The organism is Pseudomonas sp. MWU16-30323, from assembly GCF_020515595.1.
In the GTDB taxonomy this organism is placed as follows: domain Bacteria; phylum Pseudomonadota; class Gammaproteobacteria; order Pseudomonadales; family Pseudomonadaceae; genus Aquipseudomonas; species Aquipseudomonas yamanorum.
In genome coordinates, this window is record NZ_JAIWYM010000049.1 from 1 (window position 1) to 25,781 (window position 25,781).

At 62.0% G+C, this 25,781-nt stretch carries 24 protein-coding genes and 1 pseudogene; 9 read left to right on the top strand and 16 right to left on the bottom strand.

All coding sequences use genetic code 11. The annotated features are described in order from the left end of the window. Nucleotides 1-52: 52 nt before the first annotated feature. The 6 genes from LIY45_RS29245 to LIY45_RS29270 form a co-directional block, all read right to left on the bottom strand. Complete coding sequence (locus LIY45_RS29245; RefSeq protein ID WP_226478476.1) at nucleotides 53-1,393, bottom strand: sorbosone dehydrogenase family protein; 1,341 nt, start codon at nucleotides 1,391-1,393, stop codon at nucleotides 53-55. Nucleotides 1,394-1,528: 135 nt separating this feature from the next. Then, entirely contained in the window at nucleotides 1,529-2,494 is a 966-nt protein-coding gene (locus LIY45_RS29250) for a pyridoxamine 5'-phosphate oxidase family protein (RefSeq protein WP_226478477.1), read from the bottom strand. A gap of 2 nt (nucleotides 2,495-2,496) precedes the next feature. Continuing rightward, entirely contained in the window at nucleotides 2,497-3,396 is a 900-nt protein-coding gene (locus LIY45_RS29255) for a LysR family transcriptional regulator (protein WP_226478478.1), read from the bottom strand. Further along, a complete protein-coding gene (locus LIY45_RS29260; protein WP_226478479.1) occupies nucleotides 3,396-4,316 on the bottom strand; it encodes a LysR family transcriptional regulator in 921 nt (306 codons plus the stop codon). The genes LIY45_RS29255 and LIY45_RS29260 overlap by 1 nt, the downstream gene beginning before the upstream one ends. 166 nt (nucleotides 4,317-4,482) lie before the next feature. Then, on the bottom strand, nucleotides 4,483-5,103 hold the full coding sequence (locus LIY45_RS29265; RefSeq protein WP_226478480.1) for a glutathione S-transferase: 621 nt from the start codon (nucleotides 5,101-5,103) through the stop codon (nucleotides 4,483-4,485). 124 nt (nucleotides 5,104-5,227) lie between these two features. Beyond that, complete coding sequence (locus LIY45_RS29270) at nucleotides 5,228-6,100, bottom strand: LysR family transcriptional regulator (protein WP_226478481.1); 873 nt, start codon at nucleotides 6,098-6,100, stop codon at nucleotides 5,228-5,230. A gap of 190 nt (nucleotides 6,101-6,290) precedes the next feature. Here LIY45_RS29270 and LIY45_RS29275 point away from each other — a divergent pair, with 190 nt between their 5' ends. From LIY45_RS29275 to LIY45_RS29285, 3 genes are all read left to right on the top strand, one after another. Continuing rightward, entirely contained in the window at nucleotides 6,291-7,064 is a 774-nt protein-coding gene (locus LIY45_RS29275; RefSeq protein ID WP_226478482.1) for a glucose 1-dehydrogenase, read from the top strand. A 13-nt stretch (nucleotides 7,065-7,077) separates the two neighbouring features. After that, nucleotides 7,078-8,124 (top strand): L-idonate 5-dehydrogenase, encoded by a 1,047-nt coding sequence (locus tag LIY45_RS29280; RefSeq protein ID WP_226478483.1) that lies wholly within the window; start codon nucleotides 7,078-7,080, stop codon nucleotides 8,122-8,124. Between the two features lie 98 nt (nucleotides 8,125-8,222). Then, entirely contained in the window at nucleotides 8,223-9,443 is a 1,221-nt protein-coding gene (locus LIY45_RS29285) for a DUF2599 domain-containing protein (RefSeq protein ID WP_226478484.1), read from the top strand. Nucleotides 9,444-10,348: 905 nt separating this feature from the next. Here LIY45_RS29285 and fetB read toward each other — a convergent pair. From fetB to LIY45_RS29300, 3 genes are all read right to left on the bottom strand, one after another. Next, nucleotides 10,349-11,143: an iron export ABC transporter permease subunit FetB gene (gene fetB / locus LIY45_RS29290; protein WP_226478485.1), complete on the bottom strand. Its 795-nt coding sequence runs from the start codon at nucleotides 11,141-11,143 to the stop codon at nucleotides 10,349-10,351. Then, nucleotides 11,140-11,817: an ATP-binding cassette domain-containing protein gene (locus LIY45_RS29295; RefSeq protein ID WP_226478486.1), complete on the bottom strand. Its 678-nt coding sequence runs from the start codon at nucleotides 11,815-11,817 to the stop codon at nucleotides 11,140-11,142. The genes fetB and LIY45_RS29295 overlap by 4 nt, the downstream gene beginning before the upstream one ends. Nucleotides 11,818-12,029: 212 nt before the next feature. Continuing rightward, nucleotides 12,030-12,494 carry a metallophosphoesterase family protein gene (locus LIY45_RS29300; protein WP_226478487.1) on the bottom strand — a complete coding sequence of 155 codons (465 nt, stop codon included), beginning with the start codon at nucleotides 12,492-12,494 and terminating at the stop codon, nucleotides 12,030-12,032. Nucleotides 12,495-12,687: 193 nt separating this feature from the next. Here LIY45_RS29300 and LIY45_RS29305 point away from each other — a divergent pair, with 193 nt between their 5' ends. The 6 genes and pseudogenes from LIY45_RS29305 to LIY45_RS29330 all read left to right on the top strand — a co-directional run bounded on the left by LIY45_RS29305 (nucleotide 12,688) and on the right by LIY45_RS29330 (nucleotide 21,057). Further along, nucleotides 12,688-13,893 (top strand): DUF1835 domain-containing protein, encoded by a 1,206-nt coding sequence (locus LIY45_RS29305; protein ID WP_226478488.1) that lies wholly within the window; start codon nucleotides 12,688-12,690, stop codon nucleotides 13,891-13,893. A gap of 312 nt (nucleotides 13,894-14,205) precedes the next feature. After that, the gene (locus LIY45_RS29310; protein WP_226478489.1) at nucleotides 14,206-15,024 is read left to right on the top strand and encodes an ABC transporter substrate-binding protein; all 819 of its coding nucleotides are present in this window, start codon (nucleotides 14,206-14,208) and stop codon (nucleotides 15,022-15,024) included. Continuing rightward, on the top strand, nucleotides 15,021-15,851 hold the full coding sequence (locus LIY45_RS29315) for an amino acid ABC transporter permease (RefSeq protein ID WP_226478490.1): 831 nt from the start codon (nucleotides 15,021-15,023) through the stop codon (nucleotides 15,849-15,851). Before LIY45_RS29310 ends, LIY45_RS29315 begins: the two co-directional genes overlap by 4 nt. 24 nt (nucleotides 15,852-15,875) lie before the next feature. Further along, on the top strand, nucleotides 15,876-17,249 hold the full coding sequence (locus LIY45_RS29320; RefSeq protein ID WP_226478491.1) for an LLM class flavin-dependent oxidoreductase: 1,374 nt from the start codon (nucleotides 15,876-15,878) through the stop codon (nucleotides 17,247-17,249). A 13-nt stretch (nucleotides 17,250-17,262) separates the two neighbouring features. Beyond that, a pseudogene (locus LIY45_RS29325) lies at nucleotides 17,263-17,424 on the top strand (GntR family transcriptional regulator); the annotation flags it as partial. 162 nt (nucleotides 17,425-17,586) lie between these two features. Then, a complete protein-coding gene (locus LIY45_RS29330) occupies nucleotides 17,587-21,057 on the top strand; it encodes a hypothetical protein (protein WP_226478492.1) in 3,471 nt (1,156 codons plus the stop codon). A gap of 153 nt (nucleotides 21,058-21,210) precedes the next feature. Here the strand turns inward: LIY45_RS29330 and LIY45_RS29335 are convergent, their stop codons facing one another. From LIY45_RS29335 to LIY45_RS29365, 7 genes are all read right to left on the bottom strand, one after another. Next, the gene (locus LIY45_RS29335; protein WP_226478493.1) at nucleotides 21,211-22,257 is read right to left on the bottom strand and encodes an EscU/YscU/HrcU family type III secretion system export apparatus switch protein; all 1,047 of its coding nucleotides are present in this window, start codon (nucleotides 22,255-22,257) and stop codon (nucleotides 21,211-21,213) included. A gap of 3 nt (nucleotides 22,258-22,260) precedes the next feature. After that, nucleotides 22,261-23,073, bottom strand: a complete 813-nt coding sequence (gene sctT, locus LIY45_RS29340; RefSeq protein WP_003208312.1) for a type III secretion system export apparatus subunit SctT — start codon at nucleotides 23,071-23,073, stop codon at nucleotides 22,261-22,263. Nucleotides 23,074-23,079: 6 nt separating this feature from the next. After that, a complete protein-coding gene (sctS, locus tag LIY45_RS29345; protein WP_003208314.1) occupies nucleotides 23,080-23,349 on the bottom strand; it encodes a type III secretion system export apparatus subunit SctS in 270 nt (89 codons plus the stop codon). A gap of 10 nt (nucleotides 23,350-23,359) precedes the next feature. Further along, nucleotides 23,360-24,013 (bottom strand): type III secretion system export apparatus subunit SctR, encoded by a 654-nt coding sequence (gene sctR, locus LIY45_RS29350; RefSeq protein WP_003208316.1) that lies wholly within the window; start codon nucleotides 24,011-24,013, stop codon nucleotides 23,360-23,362. Continuing rightward, nucleotides 24,010-25,011: a type III secretion system cytoplasmic ring protein SctQ gene (gene sctQ / locus LIY45_RS29355; protein ID WP_226478494.1), complete on the bottom strand. Its 1,002-nt coding sequence runs from the start codon at nucleotides 25,009-25,011 to the stop codon at nucleotides 24,010-24,012. Before sctQ ends, sctR begins: the two co-directional genes overlap by 4 nt. Beyond that, nucleotides 25,008-25,457 (bottom strand): hypothetical protein, encoded by a 450-nt coding sequence (locus LIY45_RS29360; RefSeq protein ID WP_226478495.1) that lies wholly within the window; start codon nucleotides 25,455-25,457, stop codon nucleotides 25,008-25,010. Before LIY45_RS29360 ends, sctQ begins: the two co-directional genes overlap by 4 nt. Further along, on the bottom strand, nucleotides 25,447-25,781 hold a 335-nt coding region (locus tag LIY45_RS29365; protein ID WP_226478496.1), incomplete at its 5' end, for a hypothetical protein. The genes LIY45_RS29360 and LIY45_RS29365, both read right to left, overlap by 11 nt.

The window sequence follows — 25,781 nt, forward strand, 5'->3', positions numbered from 1 at the left end:
AATACAAGCCATCACCCAAATAACGGATATGCCCCCAACATCAGCAACCCCCTTAAGGCCTCACCCGCGCCACCCGCCATACCTTGTTCCCCACATCATCCGCCACCAGCAACGCCCCCTGCCCGTCCAGCGTCACACCCACCGGCCTACCCTGAGCCTCTCCATCTCCATTCAAAAACCCAGTCAGAAAATCAACAGGCTGACCCGAAGGCTTACCATCCCGAAACGGAATAAACACCACCTTGTACCCCGCCTGCGGATCACGATTCCAGGACCCATGCTCCCCCACAAACACCCCATCGGCGAATCCCGCCGGCATCCCCCGTGCATCCGAAAAGGTCAACCCCAACGGCGCCACGTGAGTCCCAAGGGCGTAGTCCGGCGCGATAGCCTGGGCAACCTTGTCCGGACGCGGCGGCTGCACCCGCGTATCAACATGAGCCCCGTAATAACTCCAAGGCCAACCGTAAAAAGCGCCCTCCCGCACCGATGTCAGATAATCCGGCACCAGATCACTGCCGATCTCATCGCGCTCATTCACCACCGTCCACAGTTGCGAGGAACCAGGCTTCCACGCCAGCCCATTGGGATTGCGCAACCCACTGGCGAACAGACGCTTCTGACCACTGGCAAGATCCAACTCCCAGATCTCCGCACGCCCGTCCTCGGCTGCAAGCCCGTTCTCACCCACGTTGCTGTTGGACCCGACGGTCACGTAAAGCTTGGTGCCCTCAGGATTGGCCAGGACGTTCTTGGTCCAGTGATGATTGATCCCGGCCGGCAGATCGGTGACCTTTACCGGCGTGGCATCGATGTGAGTCTGGCCCGGAACATAAGGCACCTTGACCACCGCATCGGCATTGCCGACATATAACGCATCCCCCACCAACGCCATGCCAAACGGCGACGTCAGCCCACTGAGAAACACGCTCTTCACCTCGGCATGCCCATCACCATCGGCGTCCCGCAGCAGCGTGATCCTGTCAGCGCTCGGCGTATCGGCACCCACCCGCCCCATCACAAACCCCATTGCCGTACGACGCGCCCAGGCAAGCAAGCCGGTGCCGCCATCCGTGGCGCCTTCAGGCATGGGCGGATGGTTACTCTCGGCGACCAATACGTCGCCATTGGGCAAGGTGTACACCCAGCGTGGATGGTCCAGGTTCTCGGCCAACGCCGTCACCGCAAACCCTTCCGGCGCCGTCGGTTGGGCATCGCCTGGCCAACCAACGGCCTTGGACACCTTGAGTGTCGGGATCAGCGATTCGGTAGGTTCGGGCAGTTGCGGGCTCGGCCCGACACCGGCCTGAAACGGCAGTTTGGAGGATTCACCACAGGCGTTCAGGGCAGCAGTGGCGGTGATCAGCAGCGCAAGGCGGCTTGGTGTATTCATCGGAAAACCTCGGGACAGCCCTTCAGTGGGCAGGCAAAATCCCGACGGAGTATTGCGTCATTCCCCGGGACCAAACACCGCCTCCCGCGCAATTGAGTTTTAACTCAGTCGCACGAGTGTGTTCGACAGCGTCCCTCAGGCCCTCCATGGCCCCAATGACAGGCTGTAGGGAGAAAACGCTTCGAACTGCCAACGCAACGCCAGCGCCGCCTCCCGCCGAACCACGTGCTCCACGGTCACCCGCCATAACCGCTCGGCGCCCTGGAACGCCGCCACCTCGGGCCCTTCAAGAATCACCTCAGTCCGCCCAACGACCTGCAACACATCACCCGTAGCAAAATCCACAAACAACAATCCCGCCACCGGGTTGAGCTGCAAATTGCCCAAGGTGTTGAAAAACGAGTTGCCGGTAAAGTCGGGAATCGTCAGTACATCACCGTCCACCCGCACAAACCCACGGTCGCCCCCCCGGTGCGAAACGTCCACCGAACGCTTGGCCACATCCCCCTCCAGATCCACATAACTGGCGACGAAAAACGTATCAGCGCTACGAATCAGCGCCCGCGCAGCGTCATCGAGCGAGTTGGCGCGCTGCACCGTACCTTCAGCAGAACGCTGCCCCCGAGCCCCCGGGTCCATTGCACGCAACTGGATGTACTTCGGACAATTGCCAAAGGTGTGCACCACATCCACCGCAAAACCATCGGCGCCAGCCGTACCCACCACCCCATTCATACGGTTGCGCCGCCGCGTATTCAGATCAATGCCCAACAGCCCCACCGCCGCGCCTTTTTTCAAACCCGCCCCGGCGGGATCATCCACCGCAGGCAGGCTGTCGACACGCAAGCTGTAGGGGTCAGGCGAATACACAAACCCCGGCGCGCCCTCCAGCAGCGTGGCCCACGGAAGCCCCTGATCATCCACGGCGCCCACCACCAGATAGGGCAATAACTCATAAAACGCTCGATGCTGCTCCGGCAAGTGATCCCGTATGACCTTGGCGCCGATCACCTCCATGCGCTCAGCCACGCCGGCACTTTGCTGCAATTGCCGCTCGCCGGCATGCCATGGCGAGACGGGGGACGCGTCCTGGTGATTCATGATCAAGCCCTCAATGGATGAAACGCCGGATGTTCACGCAAAGCCGCCACCGTGAAATCGACAAAACTGCGCACCCGCATCGACGCGTTGCGCCCCTCGCGGTAGACCACATGCACCGGCAGCGGCGGCGGTTCATAGGCCTGCAATACCCGACGCAATTGGCCGTTCGCCAAGTGCTCGTGGACCGGGTAACTCAGGCACCGGATCAACCCTGCGCCCTGTACCGCCGCATTGATCGCGCCCTGCACCGTGGTGCAACCAAGGCGCGCCCGGGCCTTGATGCTGGAGGCCAGGAAATCCCACTGCACCCCGTCCGAATAGGCCTGGCTGGCGACCAGTCGATGCCGCTTGAGCGCCTCGGGTTGCAGTGGCTCGCCATGGGTTTCGAGGTAGCCAGGGCTGGCGCACACGATGTTGCGCACATGGCCAACAGGCCGCGCAATCAGGGATGACCCGGGCAGTTCTCCGACCAGAATCGCCACATCCAGACCGTCTTCATTCAGGTTCGGATAATGATCGTGGTAATGGGCAAACATCCGCACTCCGGGATAGCGCTCCAGGTAGTCGGCCAACAGCGGCGCCATCACATAACGGCTGAACAGAAACGGAAAAAACACCCGCAGATTGCCCTCGGCCTGCGCATGCGCGCCCTGGGCAGAGGCTTCGGCGGCGCTCACGCCGTCCAGGATGCGTGAACAGTCCGCCATGAACCTCGCCCCGGCTTCGGTGAGGCGAATGCCCCGGGTGTTGCGCTCCAGTAACTGCACCCGCAAGCGCGTCTCCAGCCGGTCAATCGCGCGGATCACAGTGGGCCCCGAGATGCCCAGGCAGCGGGCAGCCGCAGCCAGGCTCGGCTGCCGGGACAGCGTCTGGAAAATCTGCATGTCGCGATAGCGGTCCATCAGGCCGGCCGCTGCATCGACGGGTTGAGCGCAGCATCCTGCCCCAGGCGGCTGACCAAAAACTCCACGAACGTGTTGACCTTCGCCGGTACCCGGGCGCTGTTCTGGAACACCACATGGATCGGCAACGCAGGCGGCTCGAAGTCTTGCAGGATGATTTCCAGTGCGCCTGCACGCACATCGCTGGCCACCTGATAAGACAACACCCGCGTGACGCCCCAGCCCAGGCGCGCCAGGTTGATGGCGGCGTTGTTGGCGGTGACCACCAGGCGTGGCTCAACGGCCACGTTCAATGGCTGGCCGTCTTCCATGAACTGCCATTCGCTGACCAACTGGCTGGAGGACGAGGTGACAATCTTCGCCTCCCGCAGTTGCCCGGGGTGCAGTGGCCGGCCGTGCCGCTCTAGGTAAGCCGGCGCGGCACACACCACGCGGCGCACCTCGCCCACCTTGATTGCCTGCTGGCCGGTTTCCTGCAAATGCCCGATGCGCACGGCCACGTCGACGCCTTCGTCGGTCATGTTGACCACGCGGTCCACCAGCAAGGCGTTGATGCTGACCTGGGCAAACTGGTCCAGGTACTCCCCCAGGATCGGCGCGACGAACAACTCGCCGAACAACACGGGCGCGGTGACCGTCAGGTGCCCCCACGGGATCGAGAAGCTGCCGGCGGCTGCTTCTTCGGCCTCAACCAGCTCCGCGAGAATGCGCCGGCAATCGTCCAGGTAACGCTGGCCAGCCTCGCTCAGGTGCAAGCTGCGGGTGGTGCGTGAGAGCAACTGCGTGCCGATACGCGCTTCCATCGCGGCAATCGCGCGGGTCACGCTGGGGGGCGAGATTTTCAGGCGCCGGGCTGCCGCAGCAAAACCTTGCTCTTCGGCGACGGCGAGGAAAATCTGCATTTCCTGGAAACGGTCCATGAGCCCCCTTAATCGAATGTAGCCCACCAAACCAGTGGCTTGGGAGCGATTGTGGCGAGGGAGCTTGCTCCCGCTGGGCTGCGTAGCGGCCCCAAAATCCTGGGAGCGCTGCGCACTCGAGCGCCAGCCCAGTCCAGCGGGAGCAAGCGCCCTCGCCACAAAATCTTCAAGCCTTCGCCAGGCCCACGGCGGTGCGTTGCATACCGACAAAACCCGGCAGCGCCTCGATACTGCCCAGCCAGGCGCGAACCTGCGGGTAGTCGTCCAGCGAGACATTCCCTTCGGGCGCATGGGCGATGTAGGTGTAGTGCGCGATATCGGCAATCGTCGGCAGGTCACCGGAGAGAAAACGGCTCTGCCCCAACTGTTGCTCCACCACGCTGAGGAATGCATGGGAACGGCTGATGGTCGCCTCGGCATCCAGTGCGGCACCGAACACGGTGATCAATCGAGCCGCAGCCGGACCGGTGTGCAGCGGCCCCGCCGCTGCCGAGAGCCAACGCTGCACTCGGGCCAGCGCCAAAGGCTCGGTCGGCAGCCACTGGGTGTTGCCATATTGGCCGGCGAGGTACACCAGGATCGCATTGGAGTCCGCCAGCACCACACCGTTGTCATCGATCACCGGCACCTGGCCGAAGCTGTTGAGGGTGGTCAGGAACTCGGAGGTTTTGTGGGCGCCTTGCTTCAGGTCCACCAGCACCAACTCGGCGGGTACGCCCAGCAGCGACAGCATCAGCTCGACCCGGTGGGAATGGCCAGACAAGGGATAACGGTACAGTTTGATCATGACAGGCTCCGCGATGTGCCAGGAACTCGACCCGGTGATCGTGTCGATGGCGCCATCTTCCACCGCTACGGCACGCAGCAGAATAGCCAGTTTTTACAATCCAGCCTTTCACCAGATGAAATAATCACTCGCCAAACAACTCGTCGATCAGGTGGAACAGGGTGGTTTTCACCGGGCTGTCGAGTTCGGTCCAAGCCAGACCAGTCCTGGCCCGGAACGCCCCCAACTGCAAGTGCCTGGATACACAATTGGCCGGCAACGCCCGAGCCGCCTGCTGCGGCAACACCCCCACACCCAACCCGGCCGAGACCAGCGCCAGCATGGTGGTGAATTCGCCGAGCTCAGAGGCGATTTCCAGGGACACGCCCACGGCCTGGGCGAACTCGTCGTAGAACCCTGGGGCATACCGTCGGGCCAGGATGAACACCGGAACCTTGAGCAAGTCGGCCGGCTGAATGGCTGCCTGAGCCGCCAATGGATGATCGACGGGCAAGGCAACCACAAAACTTTCCTGCAACACCGCGCGGGTCTGTACGCCGGGATAGGCCGCCGGCAAGCGCATCAGGCCGAAATCCAACTGGCCGTTTTTCAGCGCCGCCGCCTGATCCGGGCCGGGCATGTCCTTGAGTTCCAGTTCGATTCGCGGGTAGCGCTGATGCACCGCGCGAATCAACCCCGGCAGCAATTCCGGTAACACCGACGAGACAAACCCCAGGCGCACCCGGCCGATCTCCCCACGGCTTGAAGCCCGGGCGGCATCGGCGGCACGAGTGGCCTGGTGCAGGGTAGCCTGGGCTTCGGGGAGAAACACCCGCCCGGCTTCAGTCAGCGTCACCGAGTGCCGGTTGCGGTCGAGCAGCCGCACGCCCAGGCCGCTTTCGAGCAGCTTGATCTGCATGCTGAGCGCCGGTTGCACGATCGACAGCTGCGCGGCCGCCCGGCCGAAATGCAGTTCCTGGGCGAGCACGACAAAGGCACGCAGGTGCTTGAGTTCCATCAGGAGGCTCCGGTTATCACCGTTTTTGATCACTGGATCACAAATGAAAATTGGACGCTGAACCCAGGCTGCGGTGAAGTTAGGTCCGTCATGCACGATATGACAGGGTTTGGCCTATCACAATAAGTACGGCACCTCGTACTCGGATTGTTAGTGTTGATCAGCTGTCGCAGCCTCCGGAGATTGATCCATGCAAAGCGTTTTAGACAGCTTCCGCCTCGATGGCCGCCTGGCCTTGATCACCGGCTCCAGCGCCGGCATCGGCCTGGCCATCGCCCGTGGACTGGCCCAGGCCGGCGCGCGGGTGGTGCTCAACGGGCGTAATCGCAGCACCTTGCGTGACAGTGCCGCGTTGCTGGCGGCGGAAGGCCTGGAAGTCCATACCCAGGGGTTCGACGTCACCGACGGCGCAGCGGTACTGGCCGCCGTGGCGGATATCGAAGAACGCCTGGGCCCGCTGGACATCCTCGTGAACAACGCCGGCATGCAGCGGCGCGGCCCTCTGGAGGATTACAGCGAAACTCACTGGCGCGAGTTGATGAGCACCAACCTCGACAGCGCGTTCCTTGTCGGCCAGGCCGTGGCCCGGGCGATGATTCCGCGCAAGCGTGGGCGCATCATCAATATCTGCTCGGTACAGAGCGAGCTGGGGCGCCCGGGCATCGCGCCGTATGCCGCCAGCAAAGGCGCGCTGAAGATGCTCACCAAAGGCATGGCCATCGATTGGGGCCCACACGGCCTGACAATCAATGGCATCGGCCCCGGCTACTTCAAGACCGAACTGAACGCCAACCTGGTGGCCAACCCCGAGTTCAGCGACTGGCTGGTGCAACGCACGCCGAGCCGGCGCTGGGGTGACGTCGCCGAACTGGCGGGCGCCGCAGTATTCCTTGCCAGCGACGCGGCGAGTTTCGTCAACGGTCATATCCTGTACGTGGACGGTGGCATCACCGCCTCGCTGTAACCCGGAGAATTTCATGCACGCCATTGTCTGCCATGCCTCTAAAGACCTGCGGGTAGAACCGCAAACCGAACCCCTGGCGCTCGCCCCCGACCAGTTGCGGGTGCGCATTGCCCGGGGCGGGATCTGCGGCTCGGACCTGCACTACTACCAGCACGGCGGCTTCGGCACCGTACGCCTGCGCGAGCCCATGGTGCTGGGCCACGAAGTGTCGGCGGTGATCGATGCCGTGGGCCGTGAGGACGGGCCATTCAAAGTGGGCCAACGCGTGTCGGTCTCGCCGTCGCGGCCTTGCGGGGGTTGCCGTTATTGCCATCAAGGGCTGCCGAACCATTGCCTGAACATGCGCTTCTACGGCAGTGCGATGCCCTTCCCCCACGTACAAGGCGCGTTTCAACAGTCCCTGGTGATCGAAACGCACCAGGCGCACCTGCTGGCCGATCATGTCAGCCTCGCCGAAGGCGCGATGGCCGAACCCTTGTCAGTGGGTTTGCATGCGATCCAGCGCGCCGGAGCGATCTTCGGCAAGCGGGTGCTGGTGACCGGCTGCGGCCCCATCGGCAACCTGTTGATCGGCAGCCTGCGGGCCGCCGGTGCGGGGGAAATTGTCGCCGTGGACCTGGCCGCCGGCCCCTTGGCCTGCGCCGAGCAAATGGGCGCCAGCCGTACCCATAACCTGGCGGAAGACGCCGACGGGTTGAAGCCCTACACCGCCGAAAAAGGCTACTTCGACGTGATGTTCGAAGTCTCCGGCAGCGCCCAGGCCCTGCGCAACGGCCTGGAATGCATGGCCCCGCGCAGCGTGCTGGTGACCGTCGGCCTGGGCGGCGAAGTCTCGCTGCCGCTCAACCTTTTGGTGAGCCGTGAAATCGACCTGCGGGGCACCTTCCGCTTCCACTCGGAATTCGCCCAGGCGGTGGACTTGCTTAACCGCCAAGTGATTGATGTGCGCCCGGTGATCTCCCACACCGTGCCCTTCAGCGAGGCGGTGCAGGCCTTTGAACTGGCGGCGGATAAAAGCCAGGCGATGAAGGTGCTGCTGGATTTCGGCGTGGGTGATTGAACCGGACTGGAACGGCTCCCATGGTGGTCTACGCTCTGACCTGAGTGGAGCAAGGAGTCGTTCCAGTCGCTCCACGTTCATCATCAGGAGCCGTATCCATGAAAGGAATTGTGTCCCCTATCGCCCTTGCACTTGCCGCATTGAGCTTCACCGCCACCGCCCACGCCGACCTGGGCACCGACACCGTCGCCCGCCTCAACCAACTCTACAACGACACCCGCCAGGATTGCGGCGGGCCGTCCAAACCCGCGTTCCTGTGCTCGGGCGTGTTGTTCCGCGCCACATGGCCCTCCACCGACTACCAGTTCTACAGCGTCAGCCCGAAAAGCCAGGCCAGCGGGGGCGTGTCAGCTTCTTATCTGCGCAAGGATTCGAAGTACCGCAAGTTGGCCTATGGGCTGAAAAGCGGCTTCATTTTCGACACGATTTTTGGCAACCCCAAGGATCATCAGGATTACGCCGTGCTCTGCTCCTTCCCCATCGACGCGGCCACCGATGACCGCAACCAGCAAGGTTGCACCGACTCGCGGCGCACGCCCGGTGTGGTGGAGAAGTTCTGCCAGGAGCAAGGCATTACCACCGCCGAGCAATGGTTCGCCGATTACCAAAAGAACCGCGGCGATCACTCGCGCCAATGCTCCTTCGACGTGCGTGACGAACGCAACAGCGCCGCCGGCCCGGCCTTCTACCAAAGCATCAGCGCCATGGGCAAGATTGCCGACGAATCCTTTACCACCCAGAACGAACTGCGCCTGGCCAAATGGGACGACAACCCGCCGAAATCGCCGTCGATCCTGGCGCTGTTCTACACCGAAGACAGTGGCCTGGAAGGCGCCCGGCTGAACCAGATACAGTGGTACAAGGCAGTCCAGCAGTTCTTGCCGGTGATCAACATGAAGCTGCCGCAAACCCGGCAGCAGGACGCGACGTTCGCCTACGACAGCAAGAAGCAAGTGATCTACCCCACTACCGAAAAAAACAGCTGTGACCGGTACGTGCAAAGTGCGACGTGGGTTATGCGTAACGACCCGGGGTTTGGGCGCGAAGTGGCCACCCTTGAAGTCACGCCGACTGATTGCGGCCGGCAGGTGAAGGACGGTCAGACCAACAACTTCTTCAACGAACTGGCCGCCGATCACTACCTGGATGCCAACTGGAAAGACAACCCCGACAACCGTGAGAGCACCGTCGGCAGCATGCGCCGGCAACTGGTCTGCCACTTCAACATTGCCCGCAACAAGCCGGAGTGGAATCTCGAGCCGTCGCGGCCTTACACCTCCAACGAGGATTCCATCGCCAAGGGGTGCAACAACACCTGAGGTACCTTTAGGCGAGGCTGTGGGAGCTGACAGGTAGCAATGGGGGGGGTGGAGTGGACCGGGTGTATATCCGTTATTTGGGTAACGGCCACTTAGGGTTCCGCTCTTACAGCGGCTCACTTTTGAAAAGCGCAAAAGTAAGCAAAACGCTCTTGCCCCACCACTCGGCACCTCGCTTGGGCTCGGTGTGCCCTCACTCCGGCTTTGGACCGTGGGCCGCCGTCATGGGCCATCCCTGGCCCAGGACGGCTAACCCGGCGTCCTGCCGGGTTACCCACGCTCCAAAGCCTGCGTTCGGCCAGCGTGGTTTAACGGGGCGCCTAAGATCAAGATCAAAAGCAAAAGCACAGCGGCCTACCGGCCGGCTTGAGTGTTGAAGAGCCAAATCAAAAGCTAAAGCGGGCACAGTCAAATGTGGGAGCTGGCTTGCCTGCGATAGCATCAACTGGGTGTACCTGATGCACCGAGTTGTCTGCATCGCAGGCAAGCCAGCTCCCACAGAAAAGCAGAGCTGCATCCGCTTCAGATTTGGCTTTCGCTCTGGATCTTGCCTCTGCTTTTAACACTCAAGCCGGCCGGGAGGCCGCTGTGCTTTTGCTTTTGATCTTGATCTGACTGCCCCAATAAGCCCGAGGCCGAACGCAGGTATTGCGGAGCGGGTAAACCGGCAGGACGCCGGTTTAGCCGCGCTGGGCCATGGATGGCCCATCGCGGCGGCCCGCTTCGCGGTGCCGGAGTGAGGGAACACCGAGCCTAAGCGAGGTGCCGACAGGCGGGGCAGAGCGTTTTGGTTACTTTTGCGCTTTTCAAAAGTGACCCGCTGTAAGAGCGGAACCATAAGCCGCCGTTACCGAAGAAACGGATATGTACACAGTACAGCCAACAAAAAACCTACCCCCTCAGCCTCACACCCGATCTTCAAGCCGGTAGCGCAAGAACCGATGCCCCGGAGAAAACAACCGCCGGTAGGTGAGCAACACCGCACCTACCGTGCCCAGCGCCGACGCTGCAGCGATCAAAAACATAATCACAATCTGATAGCGCACCGCGTCCACCGGGCTTTCCCCCGCCAACACCTGGCCAGTCATCATCCCCGGCAAGCTCACAATCCCCACCACCGTCATCTGGTTCAGCGTCGGGATCATCCCCGCCCTGACCGCCTGGCGAATCGCATCCTGCGCCGCCTCCCAGCGTGAACCACCAAGAGCCAGAATCATCTCGATGGTGTTGCGACCGGAGGTCAGCTCCTGAGTCATGCGCTCAATCCCCAGGGACACCCCGGTAAGCGTATTACCCAAAATCATCCCAAGAATCGGAATCGCATACTGCGGCTCGTACCACGGGTGAATCCGGATAATCGCGAACAGCCCAACAGCCGTCACCAACCACGAACTGCCCCACACCGACACAATGCTGTCGGCCCGCTGGCCGGCATAGGTACGCTTGCCACGCCCCGCCGCCGAGAGCCCGGCGATCAGGGTCATCAGGCACATCAGCGGCAACACCACGTACCAGTAGGCGAACTCGAACACCCAGCCCAGCAGGTAACCAATCGCCAGCAACTGCACCACCGTGCGCACGGCAGCCCAGAACAGCTGACGTTCCAGGCCCAGGCGCAACAGCAGTGACAGCGCGCCGTTGATCAAAATCAGCGAGGCGGCGATGGCCATGTCGAGTGCCGTGAGGTCGTGGTAATTCATGGCTGCACGGCCCCGGTCAGCACACCGGCGTCCATATGCAGGTGAGTGGTGCTCATGCGCTGTGCCTGCTCAAGGTCATGGGAGACCCAGATATAGGCGTGGTCGTTATCCGCTTCGGCCCAGGCGTTGATCAGCGCCTCGACTTCCCGGGATGACGCCGGGTCGAGCGCGGCGGTGGGTTCGTCCAGCAGCAGCACATCGGGATTGAGTTGCAGGGTACGGATCAGCGACACCACCTGGGACTCACCGCCAGACAAGTCCCCGGCGTTTTTTGCCAGGAAGCCCGGTTCTTTCCCCGCGTGGGCCAGCAGTGCCTTGACGGCCTCCGCATCGAAACTGAGGTGGTGCAAGGCCTTGAGGCTGTAGGGGAAACGCAGGTTGTCTTCCACGGTGCCTTCGATCAGCGCCGGGCGTTGGGCGAGGTAGCTGATATGGCTGCGGTACTGCGGGATTTGCGCGTTGGCGATAGGTTGCCCGTTCCAGAGGATGTCCCCGGAGGAAGGTGCATCGAGCAAAGCAAGTGCCCGCAGGAATACGCTTTTGCCGGAGCCGGATGAGCCGGTGATGGAGATGCGGTCGGCACGGTGCAGCTGGAAATCCGTAGGGTGCAGCAGTTGAAGCTGACGGCGCTCGTCCATACGCGTGAGCGCCCGGGTTTCTACTAATACGCTCATGGACTTGATGATCCCTGTTCCTGATTTATGCGCAATGGTAAGACAGGGCACGTCCCCCGTGGCGAGGGAGCTTGCTCCCGCTGGGCTGCGCAGCAGCCCCAAGAAATTAACGGTGTTTTTTCAGGTGTATCACAGTGGCTTTATTGGGGCCGCTTCGCAGCCCAGCGGGAGCAAGCTCCCTCGCCACAACAAGCCCCCTCGCCACAAATGCTTCAGCGCTTGGGCTCAAGCGACACCAGCCGCGGTTTGAGCGATTTCTCCTGCACCTCAAGCAGCGCCAGGGTCACCGGCAATTTGAAGCGGCGCCGCCCTGCACTGCCGGGGTTGAGAAAAAGCCGGTCGCCGCGCCACTCAATCAGTGGCTTGTGAGAGTGTCCGGTAATCACCAGCCGGATGCGCGGGTCCAGCGCCTTCGGCACATCGGCAATGTCATGCACCAGCAGCGCCCGCCAGCCATTCAACTCGAAAGCCAGGCGGTCAGCCAGGTGCTCTGCCCAGGCTGCATCCAGGTCGTTATTGCCGCGCACCACATGCAACGGTGCAATCGAGGCCAGCAGCTCAAGAATTTCCGGGCTACCGATATCCCCGGCGTGAACAATCTGCTCGCAGCCTTCCAGAGCCGCCAGGGCCTCGGCGCGGAGCAAGCCGTGGGTATCGGAAATCACACCAACTTTCATGAACGTCTCCTGTGCCAGCCCCGGCGCTTAACGCCGGGGCGGCTTGCAATCAATCATTGCACTGCCTATATTTCCCGCCTGGCGCCATCTACGCCACCATCCGCGGAAAGGGCTGCGCCCAAGACCTTGACTGAATATCACACTTCTACGACTCCCAACCTTAAAGCGGACAAGGTTTGTGCAAGGAGATCGTATGTCGCAACCATTCTCGTCCACTAACGGCCGTATCAACCTTGAACAGCAACGCAAGCGCGCCAAGGAGCTGTTGCGCCGCCTGAAAAGCGCCGATGCCGCCGTTACGCCCACCTTGTCCGAGGCGCAATGGCTGATCGCCAAGGAACTCGGTTTCCCTAGTTGGCCCAAACTCAAAGCACACATAGATGCAGTGGATTTTGCCGCCCGCCATCCGGGTTTCGAGGCCAGCGACGAGGCCCGCACCACCCACTGGCGCTGCGGCAGTGACATTGCCCACAGCCTGGGCGTGGCGGGGTTCAAGGGTCACTTTCGGATGCTGATTGATCCGCTGTGCATGGGCCCGGTCCAGGACCTTCCGGCCGAGCAATACCAGGTCGTTCGCAGCCGCTATATCAGCCAGGTGTTTGCAATGGACGAGGCCGAAGTGTCCCGCCGGCATGCAGACGAATACAAGCATCTGGAACAACTGGGCAGCGCCGGTCATAGCGTGTTGTGGTGTGAGGCGGATGCTTACGACCAATTGTTCCTGATTCGGGCGCTGGCCGGGCTTGAGCGTTTGCCTGAAAAGCTCGAGCTGATCGAGGTCGACCGCATCCCCGGCGTGCAACGCTTTATCGGCATTGGCCAACTGGCGCCTGAAGTATTGGCGTGGCTGTGGCCACAGCGTCGGCGGGTCGATGAGGACATGCTGAACCTGGCGCGGCAGGCCTGGCTGGCGTACTGCGACAGTTCGCCGGTCAAGCTGGCGCAACTGGCCCGGGGCAACCACACAGCCCTGCCCTTTCTGGCCCTGGCGTTGCGTCGGCAGTTGCAGGAGTTACCGGGGGTGCGGGACGGTTTGTCACTGACCGAGCGCCTGTCCCTGCACTACGTGGATGAGGCCGGGCCTGTGCCGTTTGGCCGGGTGTTTGCCGAGTTGATGGGCAAGCGCGAACCGCTGCCGTACCTGGGGGACATGATGTTCCATGCGCTGATGCGGCCATTGATTAATGGCGACAATCCGCTGTTGATCGAGTCCGAGACTCAACTGCCGTGGCCTCAACGTTTGTTGGCGTTGACTGCATTGGGTCGTCAGGTTCTGAACGGCAAGGCTTACTGGCCGGACCATGCCAGCCAGGAACGCTGGATCGGTGGCGTCTGTATCCAGCCCGGCCAGCCTCACTGGGTGATTGACGAGGATTTCGTTCCCGTCTGGCGCGGCTAAAAACGCCCAATTCGAGCGATCCCGGTTATATCCATAGCAAAAAACGATAGTGGTATATACCAGATTGCTCCCTCATAAATCGCCCCATCAAAAGACTGCAGGCTGGAGTGGCAAGCGGGGGTGTCCTGGCAGCGTGATTTGCCCAACAGGGTCACCAACTCGCAATCGCTTGAACACAATGTTTACAACCCAACTGTTGCCAGGCCAACAGTTGGGAAAACATATAACTAAAACAGCGGTTTACAGCACATAAAATCATTAAACACAAAGCACTTATCGCGTTTAAATATAAAAAACGCCATGAGTGTATTTATGAATTTACGTACTGTCGTGACCCTGAGCCTGTCCCTGTTAGTGGCAAGCCCGGCGGTGTTCGCCGGGGCCACACTGGATCGCATCACACAATCGAAGCAGTTGGTCGGCGTGCTGATGGAGAACTATCCGCCCTTCTCTTTTCTCAATGAACAAAACCAGCTCGACGGCTTCGACGTAGATGTCGCCAAGGCCGTCGCGGACAAGCTCGGCGTCACCTTGAAACTGGAAACGCCGTCCTGGGAAGTGATCGCCGCCGGTCGCTGGCAAGGCCGTTATGACGTGTGCATCTGCTCCATGACCCCCAGTGCCGCCCGCGGGCAAGTGTTTAACTTCCCTGTCGAGTATTACGCCTCACCGGCGGTCATCGTGGTCAACGCCGATGAATCTTCCATCCACTCGGCCAGTGACCTTTCCGGGAAAAAAGTCGGCGTGGGAAGTGCCTCGACCTACGAAGCCTACCTGAACAAAGACCTGGTGATTGAAGGCGCCAACACGCCCATCGACTACCCGTTCAGCCAGATTCAAGCCGTGCCTTACGACAATGAAATCGTGGCCTTCCAGGACCTCGCACTGGGCACCGGCAAACGCCTGGATGCAATGCTCACCAACCTGGTGACCGCCAATGAACGGATCAAGCACGACCCACGCTTCAAGGTCGTCGGCAAGCAGCTGTACAGCGAGCCCAACGTGGTCGCCACCGAAAAAGGCGACCCACAGTGGGACGCCAGGCTGACCCAAGTGCTGGCCGACCTGAAAAGCGACGGCACGCTGACGAAGATTTCCCAGAAATGGATCGGCGCAGACATCACCCAATGAGTGTTTTCCCCACCCCGCCCACTGTGGTGAAACCACCGCCCGTCAAACGCCAGTGGCTGTCCTTCCAGGTACGCCTGTGGCTGACCTGGGGCGTGATGCTGTGCCTGTTCGCCGGTTTGTTCATGAGCTTCGATCTGAAGTTTGCGATCGTCGCGGCCAAGTGGCAGAACCTGGTGGGCCTGCACCTGTCGCCCAACGGTTTCCTTCAGGGTGCGGCGCTGACGCTGTTCCTGTGTTTCTGCTCGATCTGGCTGTCCCTGGCGCTGGGCTTTGCGACGGCCCTGGCGCGCTTGTCGAACAGTGCGGTGGCGTTCGGAGTCGCCAGTTTCTACGCTTCGTTCTTTCGCGGCACGCCGCTGCTGATCCAGATTCTGCTTATCTACCTTGGCCTACCGCAACTGGGCGTGGTGCCGGGCTCCATCAGCGCCGGGATCATTGCCCTGTCGTTGAACTATGGGGCCTACCTGAGCGAGATCTTTCGCGCGGGCATCATCGGTGTTTCCCAGGGCCAGCGTAACGCTGCAGCCGCGCTGGGCATGGGCCCCACGGTGACGTTCTGGCAAATCGTGTTGCCCCAGGCGATGCGCACCATCATTCCACCGACCACCAGCCAGTTCATTTCGATGCTCAAGGACTCCTCGCTGGTCTCGGTCATGGGCGTCTGGGAAGTGATGTTCCTCGCGCAGTCCTACGGGCGCTCGTCGTACCGCTACATCGAAATGCTCACCACCGCCGCCGTCATCTACTGGCTGCTGTCCATTGGCCTGGAACTGATTCAGGCCCGCCTGGAGCGGCACTACGGCAAGGCCTACCTTCACGGCCGATAACCTCTTTTATTTGCAGGAAGCATCATGTCTGATCCAACCCCGTTGTTATTCGGCCTGTACGAACAAGCCAGTGTCGGCTGCGGCGGCGCGCCCAGCCTGTGGACCCACCCGGCGGATGAGCGGCTGGGTATCAACACCCTCAAGTACTGGTCGAACCTGGCCCGCACGGCCGATGAAGCCAACCTCGACTTGATGTTCTTCGGTGATGTATTGGGTTTCTACGATGTATTCGGCGGCTCCGAAGCGGCGGCGTTGAAATGGGCGGTGGAAGCGCCAGCCAATGACCCGCTGACCATCATCCCGGCACTGGTGGCGCTGACCGAGAAACTCGCGTTTGGCGTCACGGTCAGCACCACCTACGAACACCCGTTCACCCATGCCCGACGCTTCAGCACCCTGGACCATTTGTCCGATGGGCGTATCGGCTGGAACATCGTCACCTCCTACCTCTCCAGCGCCGCACGCAACTTCGGGCTGGAGCAGATGATCAAGCACGACGACCGCTATGAGCGCGCCGAAGAGTTTCTCGACGTGGTGTACAAGCTCTGGGAAGGCAGTTGGGCGGATGACGCCGTGCTCGCCGACAAACTCGCCCGCTCCTATGCCGATGGCTCGCGCGTACGGCCGATCCAGCATGCCGGCGAACATTACCGCGTGGCCGGCCCGCACCTCACGTCGCCCTCGCCGCAACGTACGCCGCTGCTGATTCAGGCGGGTTGGTCGGGCCGTGGCCGGCAGTTCGCGGCCAAACATGCGGAGCTGGTGTTCATCGCCAAATCCAACCCGCAGGAAATACGCCAGGGGCTCGAAGATATCTGGCGCCAGGCCGAAGCCCGCGGACGCCGGCAACAAGACGTCAAGTCCCTGACCGTGCTGCGCATCGTCACCGCCCCCACCGCCATCGAGGCCCAACAGAAATACGACACCCTGCAAAGCAACTACCACCTGCAAGCGCAGTTGGTGAGCTACGCGGGCGACACCGGCATCGATATCAGCAGCTACGCCGACAATGAAGCGCTGTCCACCCACACCGAAGGCATGACCTCCTATGTGATGAAACCCGATGGCAGCGGCAAACCGTTGACGGCCGGCGAGGTCAGGCAGCGCTTCGCCAACGTGACGCGGGGCAGCGATTTGATCCTGGTGGGCACCCCGGAGCAGGTGGCGGAAAAAATTGAGGAACACGCCAGAATCTCCGGTACCAGCGGCTACATGCTCAACCCGTTGATCAGCCCTGGCTCGCTGAATGACTTTGTCGAGCTGGTGATCCCGGCTCTGCAAAAACGCGGCCTGTATCGCACCGCACCACAGACCGGCACCCTGCGTTCCCGCCTCGGCGCCGAGGGCAGTGATCGCCTGCCAGCCTCAGCCTATGGGGCTTCGTTCCGCTTTGAGTAAGGTACTCGTGGGCACCTTGCGCCAAGCCTTGCAGCAGCTAGAAGCCGAAGGCCTGGTGTATCGGGAAAACCGTCGCGGCTGGTTTGTCAGCCCCCGGCGCACCCGCTATGACCCGACACGCATCAGCGGCTTCATGGATCATGTGAGTGCCCAGGGGCGCACGCCCCGTACCGAATGCCGGCAGGCGATGCGTTGTCCATCGTGACGGAGACGCGCTAACCCGGAACGTGAATTTCACACCCGTGAAAGCTTGTGACTTGTTGCCAACAAACCCGTTTTCACTCGCTTGCAGCCCCTAGTATCGAGTCCTCGTGCGCCCCTCACATGGACTGAACCGATGATCACCCGCCCCGAAAAATCCACCTCCCCCCGCGTCGATCAACCCAACGCTCCCGAGCGTGTGTTCGACGCCGTCCTGAACAAAGCCAAAGTCCTGGCCAGCACCGGGCCGGGCGACAAAACCCTTAAGCCCGACGACTACAAGGACGTCACCGCTCTGCCGGGCAAACTCGACATCGACAAGCTCAAGGTCATCTCCCAGGACAAAGACGCCGGGGTGATCTACTTCGAACAGGACGGCGCCAAATACAAGATCAGCGCCGAGGGTGCGGCCAACGCCCAGGACGGGTTCGACGTGCTGAAAAACCTGCGCTTCGGCCATGCCGTGGCCCCGGTCAACCAGGGCGGCCCCGACGAAGGCACGCCGCTGTACACCTTCCTCCAGACCCTGGCCGAAACCCAGGGCACCCCTTCCGGCAAGGCCATCGTCGAAAGCCTGAAGAACCCCGACCAGCAACTGCTGCGCGAAGACGGCGACGGTGTGCGCCTGGCCAATATCAAATCCGTGGGCAAGGCCGAAGACGGCATCCTCAAGGTGACCCTGGAAAACGGCAAGACCCTGGTCATCTCCGAATTGCTCACGCCCCAGGCCTTCAGCACCTACACCCAGGCCGGGGTGACGAAGGACGCCCTGAATGACGGCAAGGCCAAGGGTTATGAAGCAGTCACTAGCCTGCCGGGAGACCTCGATTTCAGTCAGTTGAAGGTGGTGTCCGAAGACAGCAGCGCCGGGGTGATCCTGTTCGAACACCAGGGCCACAAGTACATGATCAGCAAGTCCGAAGCCGACCTGCCGCAACCCGGCGCCGACCTCAGTAATCCCAACCCCAATGCCGGCGGGCCGCTCTACAACTTCCTCCACGCCGTGCACGCCAGCGAGGGCTCGCAGGCCTTCGACTACATCAAGAACGCCCAGTCCCTGCCCGGCCAGGAACTGCTGCGCAAGGACGAAGCCAGCCTGAAGCTGGGGGACATCAGCAAGGTCGACGCGCCCATGGACGGCATCCTCGTAGTCAATCAGGCCGACGGCAAATTGCTGGTGGTGTCCAAGGACATCGCCCCTGAAGCCTTCGCCGCCTACACCAGCAAGGGCCAAACCCTGGCCGGTATCGAAAAGGCCAAGGGCGACGGCTACACCCTCGCCGCTCCGGACGCGTACCTGCCCTCCACCGAAGACATCATGAGCGTTGGCGGTGCCGGAGATTATGGCCCCGGCCTGATCGCCTTCACCCAGCACAAGCCGGGGGGCAGCGAAGAGAAAATCGTGGTGTCGGAAGACAGCAACCCACAGCTGTTCGAGCAGATTTCCAGTTACCGCAGCGACATCGCCGCGCAGACCACCGACGTCGACAAGCTGCGCACCGACAACGGCCTGCCGCCCCTCAAGGACGTGTCCGTCGACAACCTCACCACCACCGAGAAAGACGAAAGCGGCAACCCGCTGTCGGTGCAGGACCTGTCGATGAAAACCCTGGTGGACAGCTACCGCGCCGGGGTCAAGGACGGCAGCATCGGCAAGGACGACCCGCGCGCCAAATTCCTGCGGGCGGTGGAAGCCCGAAGCATGGCCGACAACGGCATGTCGATCATTCCCGAGCACGGGTTCGGCAACCAGGGCATCGCCACCACGCCCATCGACGTGACCTCGCGGGACGTGCGCGACAACATCTTCGACACCAAGGCCATCGACCAGACCCTCAACGACCTGCTGGGCGACTCGACCATCCAGCACGACATCAAGGCCAACCACGACGCGGCCCTGGGCAAGGTCGATGGCGGCCAGGCCAAGGTCGACGAGACGCGGCAGAAATTGATCGACAGCACCTCCTCGGAAAATTTCACCCAGTACATCAAGTCCTTGCAGGACAGCGGCAAGACCGAACTGGCCACCCAGGAAATCCAGACCGCCTACACCGCCCTCGCCGATATCGACCCGGCCAAGGCCGACAACTTCCTGCAAAACCTGCAGATCGACGGCTACACCGACGCCGTTGAAAAGCTGATGGACGACCCGACCAAGATCTCCGACGACAACACCGCCCTGGCCACCACCGACAACACCCTGGCGATCCTGTCGATGCTCAAGGGCGGCGCCGACGGGCTGCCGCGCCAGGCGCTGGGGGTGTATTCGAAATTCGTCGACCAGTTGCTCAAGGATAAAAACGCCGCCGCCGACTTCGGCAAGGCGATGATTTCCCTCGGCGACACCTGGCAGAAAAACGGCGTGATCAGCTTCAGTGATATCGACAAGGCAGTGAGCAAGGAAATCATGCCGGGCCTCAGCGAAGAGAACCGCAGCGCCTTCGTGAAGAACCTCAACTTCCTCAAGGACAACGGCGTACTCGGCTCGGTGGGTGGCGCAATCGGCATGGGCCGGATCGTCTACCAACTCGCGGGCCAGGGCGGCAAGCTGGCGGATACGCCGATGAAACGCCTGGGCATCGCCAACGACTTCCTCGGTTTCCTCGGCACCGGCTCGCACTTCGCTACGCTGGGTTTGAAGGTCTACGACAAGCTGCGCGGCACCAACGCCTACAAACTGATGGGCTTCGACCGTTCCCTGCCCGACCTGTGGGCCAAGCCCGGTGAGGGTTACCACGCGCTGCCCAAGGACGCCGAGGCGGTGCAGAAGAAGTACTTCGACATCGTCGACCAGGCCATGGACGACGGCAAGGACGTGGGCAAGGCCCTCAACAGCGGTGGCTGGAGCGACGAAGGCGCTGCAAAGATCCAGGAAGGCATTGAAAAAGGCATCGCCAGCCGCGGTGGCGTGTCAGGAGCCGGGTTTGGCGCGAAGTTCGCCAGCAGCGCGATCAAGGTGATCGGCATGGCCACCGACGTGGCGGGCGGCGTGATCAGTGTGGTCCAGGCGGCGTTTACCTTGCGTGATGGCGTGCGCGAGAAAGACCCGGTAAAAATCGCCTCCGGCTCACTGTCCATGGCCGGCGGCGTCAGCAGCCTGGTGGCGGCTGGCGGCGGCGTACTCACCACCCTGGGGGTAACCGGGCGGATCATCCCGTTCCTGGGGCCGGTGGGCTTTTTGATCTCCGGCGCGTTGTCGTTTGTCGGGGCGATCCTGAGCACGGTGCAGTCCCACAAGCTGCACAAGATCTCGATGCAGAACTGGGACCAGATCCAGGACTTCAAGCAGGACGGGTTGCTCAAGCCCAACGGGGATGAGGCGTATGTGTGGTTGCAGACCTACCTGTCCGACTGGGGCCAGCGGGATGCGCCGCAGGACCAGAGTATTTTTGATTTCCGCAAGGAAGAGTGGGATGCCCGCTCCAGTATTCGCGGTGGCGACCATCGGCGGGACCATCCGGACTTTATCGGCGACGGAAATAACCGTAACTCAGAGGACTACAAGTACTCGCTGAAGCCGTCGGAATGGACCAATGAAAACCACGACATCATCTGGCGGGTGGGGGATGGGTATGGGGGTGAGTACCATGATGTGGACAAGCCCTGATCCGACTGACACACCCTGAATCCAATGTGGGAGCTGGCTTGCCTGCGATCGCAATATATCAGGCCCCCTCTTCAGTGCCTGACCCAACGCTATCGCAGGCAAGCCAGCTCCCACATTTTGTTCAGTGTTCGGCAACGATTTTGCATCACGCCCTCAGATCAACCGCGCCGCCACCAACCAGTCCGCTACCGCCTGGAACGAAGCATCCGGCACCGGATCCCCCGGCACCGTTTTGCGCGCAATCGCTTGCGCCAGTTTTTTGTCCGGCGCCTGCGGTATCCCTAAGTCAAACGCCTCCTGCAACATCCCCAACGCTTCCTCCGGCGAAGCGCGGCACACCACCACCGGCACCGGCGTTTCACCACGCACATAACGCACGCCTATCACCCAGCCATCGGTGGTGCCGATCATCATCGACGCCCGGCCCAACCCCAGCTTGGTGGCCAGCGCCTGCATCTCCTGGCGCTGCCGACGCCGTTCGCTCTTGATCAACGGGTCGCCATCAATGTCCTTGCGCTCGCGCTTGGTCTCGCTGCGGGTCATTTTCATGTCGCGGCCGAACAGCCAGCGTTGCATCAACACATCCACCCCGCCCACCAGGATGAAGGCCGCGAGTACGGTAAACACCAGCGGCTTGAGCACCAGGAAAAACGTCGACTCGATACACCCCGCGCCACACCGCGACGACTCCATCAACGCCTGCAACGCATGCCGTCCCACCACGTAGAACGCCACGGCCAGCACGTGCACCTTGATCAGGCCCTTGATGAACTCCACAAAATTGCGCAAGGCGAACAGCTTCTTGAAGCCTTCCGCCGGGTTGATGCGCTTGAACTCCGGCTTGATCGGCTCCACGGAAAACACAAAGCCGCGCATGGTGATGATATTGGTCAGGATCACCACCCCGGTGGTCACCGCCATCACCGGCAAGGTGATGCCGATCACCAGTTGCTCGGCATGGTCCAATACCCGAGGCCACACCGTGGCGAAGGGTTCGATGTAGATCTGCGCGGTGAGGTCGATCAGCGCCGTGACCTGGGCCTGGGCCCGTGGCGCGAGGATGGAAATGCACAGGGTGCAAAACAGGATGACCATGCCCGAGACCAGGTCCTGGCTCTTGGCGACCTGACCCTTCTTGCGCGCGTCCTTGAGCTTTTTGTCCGTGGCCGGCTGGGATTTTTCTTCGCTGGTATCGCCCATGCCTTACTCCATGCCTGCCAGGGTTTTCAGGAGTTCCACGGTGCCGCGAAACTCTGCCAGCTGGTCCAGCATCAACGGAATCAGAAAGCCGATGTAGATCACCATCAGGATCGAGAAAAACAGGTTTTTCACCGGCAGCGACAAGTCAAAAATGTGCAGGTTCGGCGCCATCCGCGACAGGTATGCCAGCATCAGGTCGGTGACCAGCAGCGAGATGATCAGCGGTGACACCATCAGCACCCCGACGCGCATGATCTGGTCCAGGATCGACAGCACCGCCAGCAACGCCGAGCTGGCAAACACCGGGGTGAATGCGGTCACCGGCCACAATTGGTAGCTGTGGTAATAGCCGTCGACCATCAGGATAAAACCGCCGGACATGAAGAACAGCGTGATCAACATCACCGTCAGCAAGGTGGACATCACACTCGACTCCCCGGTGGACAGCGGGTCCACCAGTTGCGCCATGGTCGAACCGCGCTGCAGGTCGATCAACTCCCCCGCCACTTCCGCCGCCCAGAACGGGATGCCGAACAACAGGCCGATCAGGATGCCGATCAGGAATTCCTTGATCAGCAGCCCGGCGATAAACAGGCTGCCGTGGTTGGGCATCGAGGTCATCGCGTCGAACACCGGCATGAACATCGGGATCGAAATCGCCACGGCCACGCAGCCGCGAATCATCCCGGTGAGCCCGAGGCGGTTGAACGCCGGGGTGATCACCACCACCCCCATGGCCCGGCAGGCCGCCAGCGAGGCCGAGCTGATCACCGGGTAGGCGACTTCCAGAAACTGTGCGGTAAGGCTGGCATCCATGGGCGGTCAGCGCGTCCACAACGGGAAGTTGTCCAGCACCTGGCTGCCGAGTTCCGCCACTTGCCCCGCCAGCACCGGGCCGAGGAACACGATGGTCAGCAGCACCGCCACCAGCTTCACCACTTGGGGCAAGGTCTGGTCCTGGATCTGGGTCAACGCCTGGAACAGGCCCACGCTCAAGCCGACGATAATCGCCACCCCCAGCGCCGGCGCGGAGAGCATCAGCACCGTCATCAGTGCCTGTTTCATCAATGACAGGAAAACGTCCTGGCCCATGGGTCGTGCCTCAGCCGTAACTCAGAATCAGACCGTGCATCAGGCGCGACCAGCCGCTCAATGACACGAACAGGAAGATTTTCAGCGGGATCGAAATCAGGTTCGGCGAGACCATCGACATGCCCATCGCCATCAGCACGTTGGACACCAGCAAGTCCACCACCAGGAACGGGATGTACAGCAGGAACCCGATCTCGAAGGCCCGGGTCAGTTCCGAGCTGACAAACGCCGGGATCAGCACCACCAGGTCGTCATCCCGCAGATCGGCACGGGCTTCCGGCGACCAGATGGTCTCGGTGGCCTGCACGAAAAAGCCGCGCTCGGACTCATTGGCAAACCGCGCCAGGTGCGCCTGCAGCGGCGGGCGCAAGGCGTCGCCGAGGTCCTTGAGTTGCTCGACGTGCTCGATGTTCAGGTCGCGCCCTTCCACCTGGCGGTACATGTCGCCAATCAACGGCGTGGTGACGTACACCGAGAGAATCAGCGCGATGCCGTACAGCACCAGGTTCGGCGGCGTTTGCTGCACCCCCAGGGCGTTGCGGATCAGGAACAGCACCACCGAGATTTTCATGAAGCCGGTGAGGGTCACCACCGCCAGCGGGATCAACCCGATGGTGGCAACCACCAGGATGATCTCGATCAGGTTCGGCTGATAACCGGTCATGGGGTGGCGAAACTCAGCAGGCGCACGCCCAGGCCGTCACCGATTTTCACCAGTTGGCCCTGGCCGACGCGGCGGCCGTTGACCATCAGGTCCACGCCATCCACCGTCGGCGTATTCAGCTGCAGCAGGCTGCCCGCCCCCAACTCCCGCAACTGCGCCAGGGTCAGTTCCAGGCTGCCGACCTGGCACACCAGCTTGAGGGGCAAATCGTCCAGGGCCGCAGCGGCATCGACGTCAGTCATTGTGTTCTCCATGTCCAAAAGGGGCGTTTTCAAAGGTTCCAGTAGCTGCAGCGACGAGCCATCGCGCTGGCAGCGAGCTTGCAGGCGGCCCTCAAGGTCCAGCAGCAGGCCGCTGCCGGGCTCGAGCATCAACACGTCGCCGGGCTGCAGGCTGCGCAACTCGCCGAGGCTCAGCCATTGCTGCCCGGTGAGCACCGAGAGTGTCTGGCGCAACGCAGGCAATGGGTCGGCTTGGACCTGGCCGTGTTGCTCCAACAACTGCGCCACCAGGAACGCGGCGCTTTCGCTCAGGTCCAGTTGGGCGGCCATTGGCGGGGTATTGCCGAAGGTCAATGTCAGCGCCAGGTGAACGGGGTAAGACCGCGGCTCTTCACTGGCTTCGAGCAACTGCACGGGGTGGCCGAGCAACGGTTCAAGGCGCTCGATCAGGTCCAGCACGGCCAGCTCCAGCAGCAGCGAACGCGGCAATGACGGCAGCACCTGCGCGTCGAACTGCAACGCCAGCGGCACCAGTACTTGTTCCAGGGCGGCAACCGAAAGTCGCAGGCGCACCGGTGATTGCCCGAGCAGCAGTTGCACATCCCGGGGTGTTTTCAGTGGCTGGGGATCGGCGGCCCAGGCGACGCTCAAGTCCTGCCCGGCACAACGACCCTGCCACGCATGGCGCCGCCGATGCAGTTGGTTATGCACCCAGAGCAGCGCCGGGTCGAAGTGTTCAAGCCAGGGCGCCAAGGGGTCGGCAAGGGCCACGATCATGTGCCGAGTCCTTGTTCTTCACGCAGCTCGCCGGCCACCCGCTCACTGCTCTCGCGCCCCTCCAGCAGGCTTTGCCAAGCATCGGACTGGCGCTGGCGGCTCAGGCGCTCCTGACGAAACAGCTCACGTTCGCGCTCCTGGGTTTGCAGGGTGCTGGAGACGTGGCTGACGTCGCCTTCAAGCAAGCGCTCATCATCGGACAAGCCCCGCAGGCGATCCTGGGCGGCCTGCCAACTGGCCACCGACAAGCCCTCTGTGAGTGAGGCGTAAATCTCGCTGGCCTCACGGGCAACGGCTTCACGGTGCAGGCGCAACTGCTCCTTGGCATCAGTCAGGGCGCCGTGGGTTTGCGCGCAGCGTTGGTGTTGCGCCGCCAACTGGCTCGCCGCCCGCTGTTCCCGCAGCACCCGCAGGGTTTGCAGGGTGCGCAGTTGTTCAGTCTTCATCGGTTCTTTTCTCCATCGTCATACCAACAGCGCACTCACTGAGTGCATGAAGATCGAATGTGGGAGCTGTCGAGCCCCGGCGAGGCTGCAACATTGATGTTGGCTGTGCTGACGCCATCGCAGCCTCGCTGAAGCTCGACAGCTCCCACACTGGATCGCGCTGCTCCTTCGGGCTCATGCCAACACCTGCCGCATACGGTTCAAGGAGTGCATGCAGATCAAATGTGGGAGCTGTCGAGCCCCGGCGAGGCTGCGAAAGCGGTGGGTCAGGCAACATCGATGTTGGCAGTGCTGACGCCATCGCAGCCTCGCTAAAGCTCGCTA

Coding starts and splice junctions, on each gene's coding strand:
- sctR (WP_003208316.1), bottom strand. CDS start 24,013: ATGACCGGTTATCAGCCGAACCTGATCGAGATCATCCTGGTGGTTGCC.
- sctQ (WP_226478494.1), bottom strand. CDS start 25,011: ATGATCGTGGCCCTTGCCGACCCCTTGGCGCCCTGGCTTGAACACTTC.
- sctT (WP_003208312.1), bottom strand. CDS start 23,073: ATGGATGCCAGCCTTACCGCACAGTTTCTGGAAGTCGCCTACCCGGTG.
- LIY45_RS29275 (WP_226478482.1), top strand. CDS start 6,291: ATGCAAAGCGTTTTAGACAGCTTCCGCCTCGATGGCCGCCTGGCCTTG.
- LIY45_RS29250 (WP_226478477.1), bottom strand. CDS start 2,494: ATGAATCACCAGGACGCGTCCCCCGTCTCGCCATGGCATGCCGGCGAG.
- LIY45_RS29315 (WP_226478490.1), top strand. CDS start 15,021: ATGAGTGTTTTCCCCACCCCGCCCACTGTGGTGAAACCACCGCCCGTC.
- LIY45_RS29320 (WP_226478491.1), top strand. CDS start 15,876: ATGTCTGATCCAACCCCGTTGTTATTCGGCCTGTACGAACAAGCCAGT.
- fetB (WP_226478485.1), bottom strand. CDS start 11,143: ATGAATTACCACGACCTCACGGCACTCGACATGGCCATCGCCGCCTCG.
- LIY45_RS29335 (WP_226478493.1), bottom strand. CDS start 22,257: ATGGGCGATACCAGCGAAGAAAAATCCCAGCCGGCCACGGACAAAAAG.
- LIY45_RS29245 (WP_226478476.1), bottom strand. CDS start 1,393: ATGAATACACCAAGCCGCCTTGCGCTGCTGATCACCGCCACTGCTGCC.
- LIY45_RS29300 (WP_226478487.1), bottom strand. CDS start 12,494: ATGAAAGTTGGTGTGATTTCCGATACCCACGGCTTGCTCCGCGCCGAG.
- LIY45_RS29255 (WP_226478478.1), bottom strand. CDS start 3,396: ATGGACCGCTATCGCGACATGCAGATTTTCCAGACGCTGTCCCGGCAG.
- LIY45_RS29310 (WP_226478489.1), top strand. CDS start 14,206: ATGAATTTACGTACTGTCGTGACCCTGAGCCTGTCCCTGTTAGTGGCA.
- LIY45_RS29360 (WP_226478495.1), bottom strand. CDS start 25,457: ATGAAGACTGAACAACTGCGCACCCTGCAAACCCTGCGGGTGCTGCGG.
- LIY45_RS29305 (WP_226478488.1), top strand. CDS start 12,688: ATGTCGCAACCATTCTCGTCCACTAACGGCCGTATCAACCTTGAACAG.
- LIY45_RS29280 (WP_226478483.1), top strand. CDS start 7,078: ATGCACGCCATTGTCTGCCATGCCTCTAAAGACCTGCGGGTAGAACCG.
- LIY45_RS29270 (WP_226478481.1), bottom strand. CDS start 6,100: ATGGAACTCAAGCACCTGCGTGCCTTTGTCGTGCTCGCCCAGGAACTG.
- LIY45_RS29295 (WP_226478486.1), bottom strand. CDS start 11,817: ATGAGCGTATTAGTAGAAACCCGGGCGCTCACGCGTATGGACGAGCGC.
- LIY45_RS29330 (WP_226478492.1), top strand. CDS start 17,587: ATGATCACCCGCCCCGAAAAATCCACCTCCCCCCGCGTCGATCAACCC.
- LIY45_RS29265 (WP_226478480.1), bottom strand. CDS start 5,103: ATGATCAAACTGTACCGTTATCCCTTGTCTGGCCATTCCCACCGGGTC.
- sctS (WP_003208314.1), bottom strand. CDS start 23,349: ATGGGCCAGGACGTTTTCCTGTCATTGATGAAACAGGCACTGATGACG.
- LIY45_RS29260 (WP_226478479.1), bottom strand. CDS start 4,316: ATGGACCGTTTCCAGGAAATGCAGATTTTCCTCGCCGTCGCCGAAGAG.
- LIY45_RS29285 (WP_226478484.1), top strand. CDS start 8,223: ATGAAAGGAATTGTGTCCCCTATCGCCCTTGCACTTGCCGCATTGAGC.